General features: G+C 68.5%; 14 protein-coding genes. 8 read left to right on the forward strand and 6 right to left on the reverse strand.

Features of this window, described 5'->3' with window-relative positions; translation table 11 throughout:
• Window positions 1-163: 163 nt before the first annotated feature.
• The 7 genes from F624_RS0126930 to F624_RS0126960 all read left to right on the forward strand — a co-directional run bounded on the left by F624_RS0126930 (window position 164) and on the right by F624_RS0126960 (window position 7,694).
• Window positions 164-1,021, forward strand: coding sequence for an SDR family NAD(P)-dependent oxidoreductase (locus F624_RS0126930; protein WP_019577498.1), 858 nt, complete (start codon window positions 164-166; stop codon window positions 1,019-1,021).
• An 8-nt stretch (window positions 1,022-1,029) separates the two neighbouring features.
• Window positions 1,030-1,881: a branched-chain amino acid ABC transporter permease gene (locus F624_RS0126935; protein ID WP_019577499.1), complete on the forward strand. Its 852-nt coding sequence runs from the start codon at window positions 1,030-1,032 to the stop codon at window positions 1,879-1,881.
• Between the two features lie 35 nt (window positions 1,882-1,916).
• On the forward strand, window positions 1,917-2,903 hold the full coding sequence (locus F624_RS0126940) for a branched-chain amino acid ABC transporter permease (protein WP_019577500.1): 987 nt from the start codon (window positions 1,917-1,919) through the stop codon (window positions 2,901-2,903).
• Window positions 2,904-2,923: 20 nt separating this feature from the next.
• Window positions 2,924-3,646: an ABC transporter ATP-binding protein gene (locus F624_RS0126945; protein WP_027476037.1), complete on the forward strand. Its 723-nt coding sequence runs from the start codon at window positions 2,924-2,926 to the stop codon at window positions 3,644-3,646.
• On the forward strand, window positions 3,643-4,356 hold the full coding sequence (locus F624_RS0126950) for an ABC transporter ATP-binding protein (RefSeq protein WP_019577502.1): 714 nt from the start codon (window positions 3,643-3,645) through the stop codon (window positions 4,354-4,356). Before F624_RS0126945 ends, F624_RS0126950 begins: the two co-directional genes overlap by 4 nt.
• A gap of 39 nt (window positions 4,357-4,395) precedes the next feature.
• Window positions 4,396-5,583: an ABC transporter substrate-binding protein gene (locus tag F624_RS0126955; RefSeq protein ID WP_019577503.1), complete on the forward strand. Its 1,188-nt coding sequence runs from the start codon at window positions 4,396-4,398 to the stop codon at window positions 5,581-5,583.
• A gap of 155 nt (window positions 5,584-5,738) precedes the next feature.
• Window positions 5,739-7,694 (forward strand): putative bifunctional diguanylate cyclase/phosphodiesterase, encoded by a 1,956-nt coding sequence (locus F624_RS0126960; RefSeq protein ID WP_019577504.1) that lies wholly within the window; start codon window positions 5,739-5,741, stop codon window positions 7,692-7,694.
• A gap of 30 nt (window positions 7,695-7,724) precedes the next feature.
• Here F624_RS0126960 and F624_RS0126965 read toward each other — a convergent pair whose 3' ends face one another.
• Window positions 7,725-9,632 (reverse strand): bifunctional sugar phosphate isomerase/epimerase/4-hydroxyphenylpyruvate dioxygenase family protein, encoded by a 1,908-nt coding sequence (locus F624_RS0126965; RefSeq protein WP_019577505.1) that lies wholly within the window; start codon window positions 9,630-9,632, stop codon window positions 7,725-7,727.
• 88 nt (window positions 9,633-9,720) lie between these two features.
• On the reverse strand, window positions 9,721-10,809 hold the full coding sequence (locus F624_RS0126970; protein ID WP_019577506.1) for a porin: 1,089 nt from the start codon (window positions 10,807-10,809) through the stop codon (window positions 9,721-9,723).
• A 616-nt stretch (window positions 10,810-11,425) separates the two neighbouring features.
• Between F624_RS0126970 and F624_RS0126975 the strand changes: the two genes are divergently transcribed.
• A complete protein-coding gene (locus F624_RS0126975) occupies window positions 11,426-12,280 on the forward strand; it encodes a shikimate dehydrogenase family protein (protein WP_019577507.1) in 855 nt (284 codons plus the stop codon).
• 1 nt (window position 12,281) lies between these two features.
• On the opposite strand, the gene F624_RS0126980 is transcribed toward F624_RS0126975, so the two are convergent.
• From F624_RS0126980 to F624_RS0126995, 4 genes are read right to left on the reverse strand one after another with little or no spacing between them, the layout of a single operon-like run.
• Window positions 12,282-12,944: an HAD family hydrolase gene (locus tag F624_RS0126980; protein WP_019577508.1), complete on the reverse strand. Its 663-nt coding sequence runs from the start codon at window positions 12,942-12,944 to the stop codon at window positions 12,282-12,284.
• On the reverse strand, window positions 12,941-13,726 hold the full coding sequence (locus tag F624_RS0126985) for an IclR family transcriptional regulator domain-containing protein (RefSeq protein ID WP_019577509.1): 786 nt from the start codon (window positions 13,724-13,726) through the stop codon (window positions 12,941-12,943). The genes F624_RS0126980 and F624_RS0126985 overlap by 4 nt, the downstream gene beginning before the upstream one ends.
• A gap of 60 nt (window positions 13,727-13,786) precedes the next feature.
• Window positions 13,787-15,397 carry an acyl CoA:acetate/3-ketoacid CoA transferase gene (locus F624_RS0126990; RefSeq protein ID WP_019577510.1) on the reverse strand — a complete coding sequence of 537 codons (1,611 nt, stop codon included), beginning with the start codon at window positions 15,395-15,397 and terminating at the stop codon, window positions 13,787-13,789.
• A gap of 8 nt (window positions 15,398-15,405) precedes the next feature.
• A complete protein-coding gene (locus tag F624_RS0126995) occupies window positions 15,406-16,566 on the reverse strand; it encodes an acyl-CoA dehydrogenase family protein (protein WP_019577511.1) in 1,161 nt (386 codons plus the stop codon).
• Window positions 16,567-16,594 lie beyond the last annotated feature (28 nt).

Genomic DNA, 16,594 nt, shown 5'->3' on the forward strand with positions numbered 1-16,594 from the left:
TCACCCATGCACGATTTGTCCTGCTTTTTGCGCCAATCGTGATGGGTCGCCCAGGGCACGAAAAACACAATCTGCCCAGACCCCAGGCCCCCGCCAGGGCCCACAAGAGCCCACAAGAGCCGCCCCAAGGCGGCCACACCCAACCCTCCCAGAGGAGACAAACATGAGTTCACACCTCGCCCCCAACGGGGCGCCGGTCGCTGCACGCCCGGTGGCGCTGATCACCGGCGCCGCCCAGGGCATCGGCTGGGCCAGCGCCCAGGCCCTGGCCTCCCAGGGCTGGTCCGTGGCCCTGCTCGACCTGGACGGCACCAGCGCCGCACAGCGCGCCGCCGAGCTGGGCCCCGAGCACCTGGGCCTGGCCTGCGACGTGACCCAGGCCGAGGCTGTGGAAGCCGCCGTGCAGGCCGCGCTGGCCCGCTTCGGCCGGCTCGATGGCCTGGTCAACAACGCCGGCATCGGCGACCAGACCGGCCCCACCGTGGCGCAGAGCGCCGCCGCCTTCGACCGCGTGCTGGCCGTGCACCTGCGCGGCAGCTTTCTCATGAGCCAGGCGCTGGGCCGGCACTGGCTGGCCAAGCCTGCCAGCGCCAGCGCCAGCACCAACCCAGGCCGCGGCCAGCGCGGCGCCATCGTCAACCTGGCCTCCATCGCCAGCCTGGGTGGCCTGCCCACACGCAACGCCTACAGCGCGGCCAAGGCCGGCGTGCTCGGCCTGACCCGGGCCCTGGCCTGCGAGTGGGCGCGTGCCGGCATCCGCGTCAACGCCGTGGCCCCCGGCTATGTGCAGACCGCCCTGGTCGCCGAGCTGGCGCGCCAGGGTGCGCTCGACGCAGCCGCCATCGCCCAGCGCACGCCCCTGGGCCGCCTGGCCGAGCCCGCCGAGGTGGCCGCCGTGATCGCCTTCCTGCTGTCGCCGCAGGCCAGCTACGTTACCGGCGCGGTGCTGCCGGTGGACGGCGGCTGGAGCGCTTTTGGTGCGCCCGACAACACCCTGCCCCCTCTCTCTTTGACCCCCTGAAAGCCGACATGCTGACCATCAACTTGTTCAACGGCCTGGTCTACGGCGCATTGCTGATCGTGATGTGCTCGGGCCTGGCCCTCATCTACGGCCTGCGCCGGGTGGTGAATTTCGCCCACGGCTCGCTCTACATGCTGGGCGCCTACCTGGGCTACTCGATTGCCGCGCACAGCAACTTCTGGGTCGCGCTGGTGGCCGCCCCGGCCCTGATGGCGGTGCTGGGCGTGCTGCTCGACCGCTATGGCTTTCGCCTGCTGCAAGACCGCGACCCGCTCAGCGTGGTGCTGGTCACCTTCGGCCTGCTGCTGGTGATCGAGGACGTGGTGCAGACCGTCTGGGGCAAGAGCAACCTCTCGATGGCCGTGCCCGAGCTGCTCAACACCTCGCTCGACCTGCTGGGCACCCCCGTGCCGGCCTACCGCCTGGCCGTGATCGGCGCCGGCCTCACCGTGGCCCTGGGCCTGAGCCTGTGGCTGCGCTTCAGCAAGATCGGCCTGTTCGTGCGCGCCGCCAGCACCGACCCCGTGACCACCGCCATGCAGGGCGTGAACACCGATGTGCTGAGCGCCGGCGTGGTGGGCCTGGGCACCGCCCTGGCCGGCCTGGCCGGGGTGGTGGCCGCGCCCTTTCTGTCGCTGTCGCCAGCCATGAGCAGCGACGTGATCATCGATTCCTTCGTGGTCGTGGTCGTGGGCGGGCTGGGCTCGCTGGCCGGCGCCTTCATCGCCGCCATGGTGCTCGGGATGATCCAGGCCCTGGGCGCGGTCTACCTGCCCGATGTGGCCGTGCTGCTGCCCTTTGCCGTGATGGTGGGCGTGCTGATCTGGAAGCCCGCAGGCTTTGCCGGCAGCCGCACCTGAACCCCCTTTTTCCTGGATTTCCCTGGATCTGTCCCATGACCTTCTTCAACTCCCTTCCGATTCGCCTGCTGGCAGGCGCCGTGGTCGGCGCTGCGCTGGCGCTGTCGATCAGCTCGGGCACCGTGCTGTCCCTGCTCACCCAGGCCACGATTTATGCCGTGTTCGCCCTGGGCGTGGGCCTGCTGCTGCGCCAGAACGGCATGGTCAGCTTCGGCCATGCCTTGTACTTCGGCAGCGCCGGCTATGGCGTGGGCCTGCTGCTGCAGCAACAGGTGATGCCGGCCGAGCTGGCCCTGCTGCTGACCCTGCTGGGCCTGGGCCTGGGGGCCTTCCTGATCGGCCTGGTGATCGTGCGCGTGCCGGGCGTGGCCTTCGGCATGCTCACGCTGGCCATCGGCCAGGTGTTCTACCTCAGCGCCTCGCGCTCGCGCGGCCTGACCGGTGGGGCCGACGGCATGAACATCGACTGGCCGGCGCGCCTGTTCGGCGTCGAACTGTCGCTGCTGCTGCAGCCCAAGGGCCTGTTCCTGCTAAGCTGGGCGGTGCTGCTGTTGGTGATGGCCGGGCTGACGCTGCTGCTGCGCACCCGCTTCGGCGCCATCACCGAGGCCGTGCGCGACAACGAGGAGCGCGCCCGCTTCATCGGCATCCGCACCCTGGTGCCGCGTGCCGCCATCTATGCGCTGTCGGCCATGGTGACCGGCCTGGCCGGCCTGCTGGCGGCACTCAACACCGGCTTTGTGTCGCCCGAGAACCTGCACTGGAGCCTGTCGGGCGTGGCCCTGATGATGGTGGTGGTGGGCGGCTACAAGGCCTTGTGGGGCCCGGCCCTGGGTGCTGTCGTGTACTTCCTGGCCAAGGACGTGCTGGGCGACTACGCCAACCACTGGATGGCCATCTTCGGCATCGCCCTGATCACCGTCATCGTGTTCGCCCCCACCGGCCTGGCCGGTGCGCTGGGCCAACTCCTGCGACCGCGCGCCGCCAAGCCGGCCCGCCGCACCGCCCCCGCAGCCCACTGAGAGCACGGAGAGAAAGCCCCATGAACCCTTCATACGCATTGCAGGCCGAGGACGTGGCCATCCACTACGGCGGCGTGAAAGCCCTGGACGGCGTCTCGCTGACGCTGGAGCCGGGCCAGATCCGCGGGCTGATCGGCCCCAACGGCGCCGGCAAGAGCACGGTCATCGACGCCATCACCGGGCGCCGCCGCCTGACCCGCGGCACGGTGCACCTCAAAGGCCAGGACGTGAGCGCCCTGGGCGCCACCGAGCGGCGCCAGCGCGGCCTGTCGCGCAGCTTCCAGCGCACCAGCGTGTTCAGCCAGATGCCGGTGCGCAAGCAGGTGGAACTGGCCTCGCACAAGATGGGCGTGGCCGACTCGCACGCCGATGCCGACGCGGTGCTGCGCGAGCTCGAACTGCTGGACCTGGCCGACATCACGGCCGACGAACTGGGCTACGGCGAACAACGCCGCCTGGACCTGGCGTTGGCCCTGGTGGGCCGCCCCGGCGTATTGCTGCTCGACGAGCCCATGGCCGGCCTGTCGGTGAAAGAGTCGCACGACCTGGCGCGCCACCTGAAGGCGCTGACCTCGCGCTGGGAGGTCTCGGTGCTGCTGGTCGAGCACGACATGGACGTGGTGTTCGGCATCTCGGATGCCGTCACGGTGTTTGAACTCGGGCGCGTGATCGCCAGCGGCGAGCCCGCCGCCGTGCGCGCCAACCCTCGCGTGCGCGAGGCTTATCTCGGGAGTGCCGCATGAGCGCCTTGCTGAACCTTGAACAGGTCGATGCCTTCTATGGCTCGGCCCACATCCTGCACCGCCTGAGCCTGACGGTGCAGCCCGGCGAACGCGTGGCCCTGATCGGGCGCAACGGCGTGGGCAAGACCACGGTGGTGAACACCATCCTGGGCCTGGCCAGCCTGCGGGGCGGGCGCATCCGGCTGGGTGCGCGCGAGCTGCCCCGGCCCCGCCCCTACCTGGCGGCGCAGAACGGCGTGGTGGTGGTGCCCCAGGGGCGGCGCATCGTGGCCAACCTGACGGTGGAGGAGAACCTGCTGCTCGGTGCCGCAAGCAATGGCAAAGGTCGCAAAGGCCCCTGGACCGTGCCCGAGATCTACCGCCTGTTCCCCATCCTGCAGGAGCGTGCCCACACCCCGGGCACGGCACTGTCGGGCGGCCAGCAGCAGATGCTGGCGGTGGGCCGGGCGCTGATGGCCAACCCCTCGCTGATCCTGCTCGACGAGCCCACCGAGGGCCTGGCCCCGGTGATCGTCGACCAATTGGGTCAGATCTTCAACGCCGTGGCCAGGCAGGGCACGGCCCTGCTGTTGATCGAACAGAACATGAGCCTGGTGGTGCGCGTGGCCGAGCGCTACTGCGCCATGGCCAAGGGCTCGGTGGTGGCACAGGGGCCGGTCGAGAACTCGCCCGCCGGTCTGCGCGACCTCGAAGCCCATGTGATGGTCTGACCCCCCTTTTTTGCAAGCAAAACCCCAAGGAGACAACCCATGATCCAAGCCAAACCCCTGACCCTCGCCCTGGCCGCCGCCCTGCTGGCCTCTTCTCCCCTGGTCGCCCTGGCCCAAAGCAAAGACCCGGTGCGCGTCGGCCTGGTCACCTCCAAGTCGGGCGTGTTCGCCCAGCAGGGCGAAGAGGTGCTGCGCGCCGTGCAATTCGCCATCGACGAGGCCAATGCCGCGGGCGGCGTGGATGGCCGCAAGGTCGAGGTGCAGATCGCCGACGACGAGGGCACGCCCGATGCCGGCCGCCGCGTGGCCGAGAAGCTCGCGCGCGACGGCTACAACCTGCTGATCGGGGCCATCCCCTCGTCGATCTCGCTGGCCATTGCGCAAAACCTGGAGCGCTGGGACGCCGCTTACTTCGTGGTCGCCAGCAAATCGGACAAGCTCACCGGTGACACCTGCAAGCCACGCAGCTTCCGCACCAACCATGCCGATGCGATGGACATCGCCATGATCAACCTCTGGGCCAAGGACCTGAAGGAGAAGTCGTTTGCCGTGCTGGCGGCCGACTATGTGTGGGGCCGCGACTCGGGTGAATCGTTCAAGAAGGCCGCCGAGGCGGCCGGCAAGAGCGTGCCGCTGTCGCTGTACGTGCCCATGGGCACCAAGGATTTCTCACCCTACATCGCCCAGTTGAAGGCCGCCAATGTCGAGGCCATCTGGGTGGCCGAGATCGGCCGCGACGCGATCGCCTTCGTCAAGCAGGCGCAGGAGTTCGGCCTGATCCCGGCCAAGAAGCTGATCGGCCACGCGCTGATCCTGAACTTCATGGTCAACGCCACCGGCGACGCCTTGAAGGACACGGTGGGCACCACCGGCTACACCCCCGACATCGCCACCCCGCGCAACAAGGCCTTTGTGGCGGCCTGGAAGGCCAAGTTCAACCGCCTGCCCACCGACAACGAAGGCCAGGCCTACAACGGTGCCCAGGTGATGTTCGAAGGGGTGCGCAAGGCGGCCAGCGCCAAACCTGGCGACATCAGCAAGGCCTTGCGCGGCGCCAGCTTCGACAGCCTGTACGGCCCGGTCACGATGCGCAGCCAGGACAACCAGCTGCTGCTGCCCAACTTCGTGGGCCGCGCCAAGGTGGTGGACGGCGTGCTGCGCCCCACCATCGAGCGTCAGTTCGACGCCTCGATCACGCCGGCGCCCTCGCCGCTTTGCAAAATGTGATACCTGCCATCCGGAGCGACGGGAGAGCTCAAATTCCGTCAAATCCAATTCAAATGAGGTGAAAAGGCGGGGTTTCCACCAACTTCTTCACACGCCGACGGTTCCGAGGGGGCCCCAGAATAGGATCATCAAGGCGATGACCCGGCCCCCTCCTCATGGATCGCAACACACTGATTGATCGCCTGTTCCGTCGGCTGGAAACACTCCCCCGGCAGCACATCTGGCTGCTCGGTGTGGGCCTGAGCGTGCTGATGGTGGAATTGCTCGTCGCCCCCATCGGCTACCTGATCAAGGGCCGTGTTCCGCCCGACTACCTGTTCACCGGCCTGGTGACTGCCGTGCTGGTCGCCTCCGTGGTGCTGTGGCTGGCCGACCGCGTGTTGCAGCGCGCAGCGCGGCAGAACCTGCGCAAACAGCTGCGGATGCAGCACCTGATCTTTGAGACCACGCCGTTGGGCGTGCTGACCCTGAACGCCCAGCTCCAGGTGACCCGCATCAACCCCGCCGCCCTGCAGCGCATGCAGCCTCTGGGCTTGAGCATGCAGTCCGCCTTGGCCGATTGGTGGCACCCCGATGACCTGCCCACCGTGCGCCGGCATCTGCAGCAGCTGAGCACGGAGAGCGGTCGACTGATTCTGCAGAACCAGCGCATCACCGGCCCCACCGGGCGTGTGATCTGGGTCGATCTGGCCCTGAGCAGCCTGGTGCGCAGCAGCGGGGAGGGCGAAGGCGTGCTGCTGATCCTGACCGATGTGAGCCAACGCCACGAGGCGGAGCAGGCGATCCAGAAACTGGCCTATTTCGACGCCCTCACCGGCCTGCCCAACCGGCGCCTGATGCAGGACCGCCTGCAACAGGCCCTGGCCAGCCGCCAACAGGGCGAAGGCCACGCCCACGGGGCGGTGATCTTCATCGACCTGGACAACTTCAAGACCATCAACGACACGCTGGGCCACCAGGTGGGTGACCGCTTTTTGCAGACCGTGGCCGAGGCGCTGGGCCGCTGCCTGCGCCAGGGCGATACCCTGGCCCGCCTGGGTGGCGACGAGTTCGTGGTGATCCTGCCCGAACTGGATGCCAGCCCCGCCGTGGCCGCCCTGGACACGGCCCGTGTGGCCAAGAAGATCCTGGCCCAACTGGAACAGGTGCTGGGCCAGGCCTACCCGGGCTTCCCGACCAGCGCCAGCCTGGGGGTGGTGCTGTTCCGCCCGGGTGGCCCCGATTGCGACGAACTGCTGCGCCGCGCCGACATCGCCATGTACCAGGCCAAGGCCGCCGGGCGCAACACCTTCCGCTTCTTCGAAGAGGCCATGCAAAACGAGGTGAACCAGCGGGCCGCGCTGGAGACGGAGCTGCGCCAGGCCCTGCCCGGGCAACAGCTGTTCTGCCTGTACCAGCTGCAGGCGCGCGAGGTGGGGGGTCTCTGCGGCGCCGAGCTGCTGCTGCGCTGGCGCCACCCGCAAGCGGGCGTGCTGTTGCCCGAGCAGTTCATCGGGCTGGCCGAGCAGAGCCAGCAGATCCAGGCCATCGGCCAATGGGTGCTGGAGCAGGCCTGCGGCCAGCTGGCGCTGTGGCGCGGCCAGCCCCTGCTGCAGGACCTCAGCCTGAGCGTGAACGTGAGCCCGGTGCAGTTTGCCCAGGCCGATTTCGTGAGCCAGGTGTTGCAGGCCGTGGAGCGCCACCAGGTGCCCCCGGGGCGCCTGTGCCTGGAAATCACCGAAAGCCTGATCCTGCAAGACCTGGAGAGCTGCGCGCGCAAGCTGGCCCAGTTGCGGGCGCATGAGGTGCGCTTGGGGGTGGACCACTTCGGGGCGGGCCACTCTTCAGCCGCCGATCTGTCGCGGCTGCCACTGCATCAGCTCAAGCTCTCACGCCGCATCGTGCAGGGCCTGCCCGACGACCGCCAGGCCATCGTGGTGGTGAAGACGCTGATCGACACGGCCCACAACCTGGGGCTGGAGCCCGTGGCCGTGGGGGTGGAGACTGAGGCCCAACGCGAGCAACTGCTGGCCCTGGGCTGCAGCACCTTCCAGGGCCACGCCCTGGGCCAGCCCGTGCCGGTGGACGAATTGGCGCAGCAGCTCATGGTCAGGCAACTCGCCGCAGACTGAGCCACCGCGACCTGCAGGCCACAGTGCCGCTCAGTGCCCGACCGGGTCGTCCACCTGGGCCACCATGCGGGCCGAGGCGTTGAAGCCGCCCTGCCCGTCATAGCCCCCGATGCGCTGCACAAACTCGAAGAAGAATCGGCCGTCAAAGCGCTCGGTGTAGATGTGCAGGTAAGCGCCATCGGCACTGGCGTCGTACAGGATGCCGGCCTCGCGCAGGCTTTGCAGCAGGGCGGGCTCGATGTCGAGCCGGGTCGGCAGGTCGTCGTAGTAGTTGGGCGACACCGGCACAAAGGCCACGCCCCGCTCGCGCAGGCGCCGCACGGTGCTGACCAGGTCGGCGCAGGCGAAAGCAATGTGCTGCACCGCCGCCCCGCCCTGCTGGCGCGCGTCGCGGGCCGTGCGGGTGCGCTGGCTGTCGGACACATTGAGCACCAGGCGCACGCTGCGGGCTGCGTTGAACACCGCCTGGTTGCGCACCAGGCCAAAGGGGTCGGCGATGTTGACGCTGTCGCCGGTCTCCAGGCCCAGCACGGCACGCGAGAACAGCACCCAGGTGTCGCGCTGGTCCAGCGCCAGGCCCAGGCCCAGGTGGTCGATGTGCTGCAGATCGGCCACGGCGGGCTGCTCAGGCACGGGCGCCAGCTCGAAGTCGGCCTCGAACAAGCCCATCTCGCCCAGGGCGGCCGGCACAAAGTAGTTCAGGTTGCCACCGGGCACCACGATGGCGGGCACGTGCATCTCGCTCGGGCCGATGGGGCCGTCGTAGCGTTGCGAGCACATGGCGGTGGCGCGGTTCACCGCGGCCAGCGGGCTACCGGTGCGCAGGCCCCAGGCGCACACCGAAGGGCCATGCGCCTCGAAGCGCTGACTGGCCACCGAGCCGGGCTGGGCATTCACGATCAGGTTGACGCCGCCCTGGCGGTACAGGTCCACCGCCTTGGAGCGGTGCCGGCCCACGCGCTCGAAACCCATCTGGCCCAGCCAGCGGCCGAGGTCGGCGGCCGACTCGCCCTGGGCGGCGAATTCGAGGAAGGAAAAGCCCTCCAGCTCGGGCGCGGCCGGCGGGCTGAACAGCTCCACCTGCAGCGGGGCGGCGGCCGGGGTGCCGGGCGCTGCGGCCTCGCGCAGCTTGCGCACCTCGCTTTCCAGGTGCAGCAGCGAGCGCATCGCATCCACCGCGATGCGACGGTTGGGCGTGCCACGGAACACGTCGTTGAAGATCTCCAGCGACAGCGGTCCGCTGTAGCCGGCCTCCAGCACGCGCTGCAGAAAAGGCACCACAGGCAGTTGGCCCTGGCCCGGAAAATTGCGGTGGTGGCGCGCCCAGTGCAGCACATCGAGCTGCATCCAGGGCGCATCGGCCATCTGCAGGAAAAAGATCTTGTCGCCCGGGATGTCGGCGATGGCACTCGGGTCATCGCGCAGCGACAAGGTGTGGAAGCTGTCCAGGATCAGGCCCAGGTGCGGGTGATTGGCGCGGCGCACGATGTCCCAGGCCTGGCCATACAGGTTCGTGACACGGCCCCAGGCCAGGGCCTCGAAGCCCACGCGCAGGTTGCGCCGGGCGGCCCGCTCGGCCAGCTCGTACAACTGGGCGGCCGCCAGATCGGGGTCGTCGATCACGGCCGGCGAGGTGTTGGAGCAGCACAGCATCAGCTGGGCGCCCATCTCCTGCATCAGGTCGAACTTGCGCTCGGCCCGGTCCAGGCTTTTGCGGAACAGCGCCTCGGGCATGGCCTCGAAATCGCGAAAGGGCTGGAACAGATCGATGCCCAGGCCCAGGTCCTGCGCCATGCGGCCCAGATCGCGGGCAGAGCCGGTGAAATGGGTGAAATCATTCTCGAACAGCTCGATGCCATCAAAGCGGGCGGCGGCAATGGCCTCGAGCTTTTCACGCAAGGTGCCGCTGAGGGAGACGGTGGCAATGGAACGGCGCATCGGAGTCAGGCCCGGAAAAACAATTCATGAAACGACAAGGCCTGGAGCACAGCCCCAGGCCCTCCAAGAGGCCCCAAGGGGCCCTTGATCAGAAACGATGAACAACGCCCACCTGGAAGCCGCTGATGGTGCGGCCGTTCACGTCGGTGCCGGCGAAGTTGGGCGCCAGGCCTGCCGAGCCCGAGGGGCGGAAGCCGGCGTTGGTGTCGTTGCGCATGGTTTCCCACAAAGCCGACAGCGTGGTGCGCTTGGACAGCGCGTAGTAGGCGCCGATCGAGCCACCGTTGGCGTTCTGGCCCGCCCCCGACTTGTCGCTGATGCGGCCGTACAGAGCGCCCACGCGCAGCTGCGGGGTGACGTTGTAGTCGGCCGAGACCTGGAACACGTCAAAGGTGCGGTTCACGCTGGCGCTGGTCCAGCTGACGGCGCCGCCCACATTGCCCAGCACCTGGGCAGCGTTGTTGCCGTTGGCGCTCGAGGCAATGTTGTTCGACTTGATGTACACGGCGTAGACCTTGCCCTTGCCGTAGTCGTAGTTGGCGTACAGGTTGTGATAGAACACATTGGCGTTCAGCGCTGCGTTCTGCGGTGCCTTGGCCTGCAGGCCGGCGTAGCCGACACGGAACGGGCCGTTCAGGTAGTCGGCGGCCAGTTGGGTGATGGGCGTGGTGACCTGGCCGGTGGTGGCGCTGGCTTGCTGCTGCGCGAAATGGCCTTCGAGTTGCAGGCCGGCCCAACGCGGCGAGATGTAGGCCACGTCGTTGTCGTAGCGCGAAGGCACGCCGAAGTTGTTGACGATCGAGCCCAGCGTGCGCGAGGTGTAGTCGATGTAATCGCCACGGTAGAAGATGGCGGTGTTCTGGCGACCGATGCGGACTTCACCCAGGCTGCTGTCGGCCAGGCCGACCCAGCTTTGGCGGTCGAAGGCGCGGCTGGCGTCTGCGGTGGCGCCCGACACGGCAGCAATGCCCATTTCGAGCTGGAACTTGGCCGACAGCCCGCCGCCCAGGTCTTCCACGCCGCGGAAGCCCAGACGGCTGCGCAGGTCCTTGCCATCTTGCAGGGTGTTCAGCTTGGCACCGCTGCTGCTGGTCATGTGGTTGAAGTATTGGTCGATGCTGCCGTAGAGGGTCAGGCTGGATTGGGCCTGGGCGGCACCGGCCAGGCCGAGGGCCATGACGGCGGCGATGATGGGGTTTGTCTTCTTCACGGAGTGCTCCTGGTGACTTTGTTTTGACTTGCTTGTGCGTTTCAATCGGCGCGTTGCTCAGACTCATCACCCGTTTGCGTGCCGGGTGAACAAAACAGCGTCGGCACGCGGGCCGGCGCTCTTTTGCAGGGGGCCCGGGCTGCTGCCGTCAGCAACCCGGGGGAACAGGTATCCAGGCATCGTTCCCCCTCGCCCGCGGTGGCAGCCGCAGAGCAAAAGACCAGTGGGGCACCGCCCCCTCGCGAAGGCACGGCGCCCCACCCGGCACCTTGGATGGCTGAATGCTAGGCATCGCCCCGGGTCAATTCAATGCAAGCCCGCAGCCACCGTGCGCATAGCGCGCAAGTCGAGCGCCTCACACCCGATTCAGGGGATATCCCTAGCGTTCGCGGGCACCGGCAAACAACACCCACCCAGCGCCAAGTCCTTGCCACTGAAAGGAAAAACCCTGTGATGAAGGCATTGCCGCACGCCCTGCGCGCTGTGCGCCCACCCGCTGCGGCACGCGCTTGAAGCCCGGCCACCGAGCCACTATCGTGCGAGCCTGGTTCATTGACGGGCCGCCTCCGGCCCCTTTTCTTGCATGCTCATCGACGGACACACCCAGGTCTTTTTCGTGCTCGGCCACCCGGTCACCCAGGTGCGCGCGCCCGAGGTGTTCAACCCCTTGTTCCAGGCGCATGGCGTGAACGCCGTGCTGCTGCCCGCCGAGGTGGCGCCCGAGCGCTTTGAGGGCTTTGTGCGCAGCGCCCTGTCGGCCGCCAACGTGCCGGGCCTGTGGCTCACCATCCCGCACAAGACGCCCGCCGTGGCCCTGTCTCAACACGTGGACCGGCTGGGCCGGCGCGCCGGGGCGGTGAACGCGCTGCGCCGCGAGCCGGATGGCAGCCTGCGCGGCGCGCTGTTCGATGGCCTGGGCCTGTCGAAGTCGCTGGACCATTTCGGGCTGGCGCCCGAAGGCCGCCGGGTGCTGGTGCTGGGCCTGGGGGGCGCGGGCACGGCCGTGGCCACGTCGCTGGCCGAACGCCGCCTGGGCGAATTGGCCCTGTGGGACCGCGACCTGGCCCACACCCAGCGGATCGCGGCGCGCCTGGCCGAGGGGGCCGCCGGCCCGGTGTGCGCCGTGGCCACGCCCGACGCCAGCGGCTTTGACCTGGTGGTGCACTGCACCTCGCTGGGCCTGAACCGCGACGACCCGCTGCCCTTTGATGTGGCCGCCCTGGCACCAGGCGCGGCAGTGGTCGACATCCTGATGAAGCCCTATGCCACGCCCTTGCAACAGGCCTGCGAAAAGCGCGGCATCACCGTGCACCCAGGCTTCGAGATGCTGACCCAGCAGGTGCCCGAGTACCTGCGCTTCTTCGGCTTCGAGGCCATGGCCGATGCGCTGGCGGCCGACCTGACGCCCGTGCGCCAGGCGTTGCAACGCGTGGCCTGATTCAGGGCAACAGCTCGCTGAGCCGATCGATGAAGTGCACACGCTGCACCAGGGCCTCGGGCAAGCCGGCGCGCGGGTGCAGTGAAAAAGCCCGCATGCCCGCGGCCAGGGCGGCCTGCAGGCCTGGCAGGCTGTCTTCGACGACCGCGCAGTGTTGCGGCGCCACGCCCAGGGCCTGGGCCGCATGCAGGAACAGACCGGGCTCGGGCTTGAAGCTGCCCACCTCGTAGGCGCAGTAGACGTGGGCGCCAAAGGGCTCGCGCAGGCCCGTCAGGCCCAGCGACAATTCGACCTTTTCGCGCGGCCCGTTGGTGGCCACGGCCATCGGCCGGCCTTGCGCGTGCAGGGTGGCCAGCAATTCGGGGGCGCCGTGCATGGGCTGCAGGCCCTGGCGAAAGCGCAGCTCGGTCTGGCGACGCACCCGGGCCATGAAATCGGCTTCGAAACCCACCGGCCGGTCGAGCCGTTGGGCCGCGATCCAGGCCACGCAGTCGGCCATGCGCACACCGCGAAAACGCTGCCGGGCCTCCGCCAGACTGAGGCTCAGGCCTTCTTCGAGCGCCAGCGCATGCAGCACCTCCAGCCCGGGCTCCTCGCTGTCGACCAGGGTGCCATCGCAATCGAAGATCAGCGCCTCGATGCCGTGCAGCAGGGCGGTGCTCACACCAGATCGCGCAGCACGTTGGCCACCTCGGTCAGGCGCGGCAGAAAGCGCTGCACCATCTCGTCATGGGTGTAGGGCTGGGCCGGCATGGTCGAGCCGATGGCGCCGCGGCATTCGCCCTTGCGGTCTTTCACCGGCATGGCGATGCCGCGCAGGCCCAGGGTGAGCAGGCCTTCGCTGGTCCAGTAGCCCTGGTGGCGGGCGGCGGCCACGGTCTGCAGAAACTGCGGGGCATTGGCCGCGCTGTTCTGGGTGAAGGCATTGAATTCGTGCACCGCGGCCCAGGCCTCCAGGGCTGCCGGGGTGAAGGTGGACAGCATGGCAATGCCTGGGGTCACCAGGTGGGCCGGTACGCGGGCGCTCACGGCAAAGCCGATGGATTCCATGCGGTTGCTGGCGCTGCGCGCCACGTACACCACCTCGTGGCCGTCGAGCACGCTGAAGTTGAAGGTCTCGCCGCAATCGGCCGACAGGCGCTGCAAGAAGGGCTGCACCAGGCGCGGCAGGCGGGCCGAGTCGAGGTAGCTCTGGCCCAGGCGCAGGATGCGTGGCATGAGCCAGAAGCGTTTGCCGTCGGTGTCGGCATAGCCGAAGTGCACCAGGCTGAGCAGGTAGCGGCGCGCCGCCGTGCGGGTGATGCCCGAGCGGGCGGCCACCTCGGACGAACTCAGGCGCGGGTGCGCGTCGTCGAAGGCTTCGATGACGCGCAAGCCCCGGCCCAGGCTGTCGATGATGTCGCTGGATTCAGCGTTGTCTTTGGAAGCGGCGGGCGCAGTGGACATGGCGGTATGGCATTCAGGGTAGACGGGGCGGCACCCGCTGGAGTGCCGCCATGGGCTGCATCATGCCTCAAGCGCCGGCACTTTTGACTCGCAAAAATGGGCCTGCGCCATGGTGGCGAGCGCGCTGGCGATCCGAGGGCGGAAGTCCATCTGATCGAGCACGTCGCGCTGCAGGTCGATGCCCGGCGCCAGTTCGAACAACTCCAGCCCCTGCGGCGTGAGTCGGAAGCTGGCGCGCTCGGTGAGGTACAGCACCTGCTGACCCCGCACCAGGCTTTGCGGCCCGCTGAAGGTGATCTGGTCGACCTGGCGCACCAGCTTGCGCACGCTGCCCTGTTGCAGCACGCGCATCTGGCCATCACCGGTCTGCAGCTTCACCCCCTTGGCGGCAAAGGTGCCGCAGAACACCACCTTGCGGGCGTTCTGTGCGATGTCGATGAAGCCGCCGGGGCCCACGGTCAGCCCACCCAGGCGCGACACATTGACGTTGCCCTGGGCATCGAGTTCGCCCAGCCCCAGGAAGGCGATGTCCAGACCGCCGCCGGCATAGAAGTCGAACTGCGTGGCGGCATCGAGCATGGCGCTGGCGTTGCGCGCATAGCCGAACAGCACGCCGTCGAGCAGGGTGCCGCCATAGGTGCCGTGTTCGATGGTCTGGTACAGGCGGTGCTGCTCGCCCCGCGCCGCGATCAGCTTGGCCACGGCATCGGGCACGCCCACGCCGAAGTTGACCACCGGGCGCGGCTTGCCGGTGTTGAACAGCTCTTCGGCCGCGCGCCGGGCCACGGCCTGGCGTTCGCTGAAGGTCTGGGCGGCGGCCGCTTGCTCGGCCACCTGGTCGGCCTGTTCGCTGGCATGGCGGGCCTCACCCGTCAACTCGCCGCTCAGGGCCGGGTCGAAGGGGATGTCGTAGCTGGCGCGTTGCTGGGGGTCGACCACGATGGCATCGACCCAGGCGGCCGGGATGCGCACCTCGCGCGCCTTGAGGGCGCCGCGCGGCAGCCGCTCCTTCACCTGCACGATCACCCGCCCGCCGCTGTTGCGCGCGGCCAGGGCCAGCGACTGGGCGTCGAGGTTGGCCGCCTCGTGCTCGAAGCTGATGTTGCCGTCCTCATCGGCCGCGCTGGCGCGCACCAGGGCGATGTGGATAGCGAAGGGCTTGTAGCGCAGGTATTCGCGGCCATCGAGCTGCAGCACCTCGGCCAGATCGTCGCGGGCGCGCTCGTTCATGCGGCCGCCGCCCTGGCGCGGGTCACACACCGTGCCCAGCCCCACATGGGTCAGCAGGCCGGGGCGGCCGGCGCCGATCTCGCGCATCAGCTGGCTGGACACGCCACCGGGCAGGATGTAGGCCTCGATCTTGTTGTCCAGCGCCAGCTGCTGCATGGCCGGCGACCACACCCAGTGGCCGCCGATGACGCGGCGCACCAGGCCCTCGTGGGCAAAGCAGTTCATGCCCTTGCTCTTCTTGTCGCCGATGCCCAGCGCATGCACCACGCTGAGGTCGCGCGGTGCGCCACTGGCCAGAAAGCGGGCCTGCACGGCCTCGAACAGGCAGGTGGCCTCCATCAGGCCACCGCCGCCGCCCATGAGGCCCACGGTGTCGCCATCGCGGATAAGGGCCGCGGCCTGGGCCGCGCTCATGAATTTGGATGCGTTGTGTTCGCTCATGCCAGGCCTCAGCGGTGCAGGTCGAACAGGGCGGCGCCTTTCTTGAGCACGCTGCGCGCGATCACCGTGCGGTGGATCTCGCTGGTGCCGTCGAAGATGCGGTAGATGCGGGCGTCGCGGTAGTAGCGCTCGATGGGCAGCTCCTTGCAGAAGCCCATGCCGCCGAACACCTGCACAGCGCGGTCGACCACGCGGCCCAGGGTTTCGGCCGCATGCACCTTGACCTGGGCAATGCTCTCGCGGGCGTCCTGGCCCTGGTCGAGTTGCCAGGCCGCGTGCAGCACCATCCAGCGCGCGGCGTTGATCTCGATCACACTGTCGGCCAGCATCTGCTGCACCAGTTGAAAGTCGCCGATGGGCTGGCCGAACTGCTGGCGCTGCGCGGCGTAGTCGACCACCTGCTCCAGCACATGACTGGCCTTGCCCACGGCGCGCGCGCCCACCTGGGCCAGGCGCACCACATTGAGCGCGCCCATGGCCAGCTTGAAGCCCTGGCCCTGCTCACCCAGCAAGGCCACGGGCTCGAGCGCCACGTTGTCAAAGAACAGCTCGACGTGGGGCGTGCCACGCAGGCCCATCATCTTCTGGTCCTTGCCCACGGTGAAACCGGGCAGGCCCTTGTCGACCATGAACATCGAGATCTCGCGCTCGCCGGTCTTGGCCGAGACCAGGAAGAAATCGCTCCACTCGCCGTCGCTGATGAAGTGCTTGCTGCCATTGAGCACCCAACCGCTGTCGGTGCGCCGGGCATGGGTGCGGATGCCCTGGGCATCCGAGCCGGCGCCGGGCTCGGTGATGGCAATGGCACAGGTGCGCTCGCCCCGCACCGTGGGGCGCAGCCAGCGCTCGACCTGCTCGCCCTGGCACTTGAGCAGGGGTTCGTAGATGTTGCCGAAGGCGCGGCGGATCAGGATGTCGCTGGTGTGGCCGAACTGCTCCTCGCACAGGATGCGGTCCACCACGCCCAGGCCACCGCCGCCATGTTCGGCCGGGATGTTGAGGCCGTACAGGCCCAGGGCCTTGGCTTTTTCGTGCACGGCGCGGGCCTTGTCGGGGGCCAGAAAACCCTGCTGCTCGACCTCGTCTTCGAGGGGCTGCAGTTCTTCGGCAATGAATCGACGCACGGTGTCGATCATCATTTTCTGTTCGTCATTGAGGGCAAAGTTCATGGGGGGCTTTCAGATTCGGGAGACAGCA

The sequence above is a fragment of the Curvibacter lanceolatus ATCC 14669 genome (assembly GCF_000381265.1).
Lineage (GTDB): Bacteria > Pseudomonadota > Gammaproteobacteria > Burkholderiales > Burkholderiaceae_C > Curvibacter > Curvibacter lanceolatus.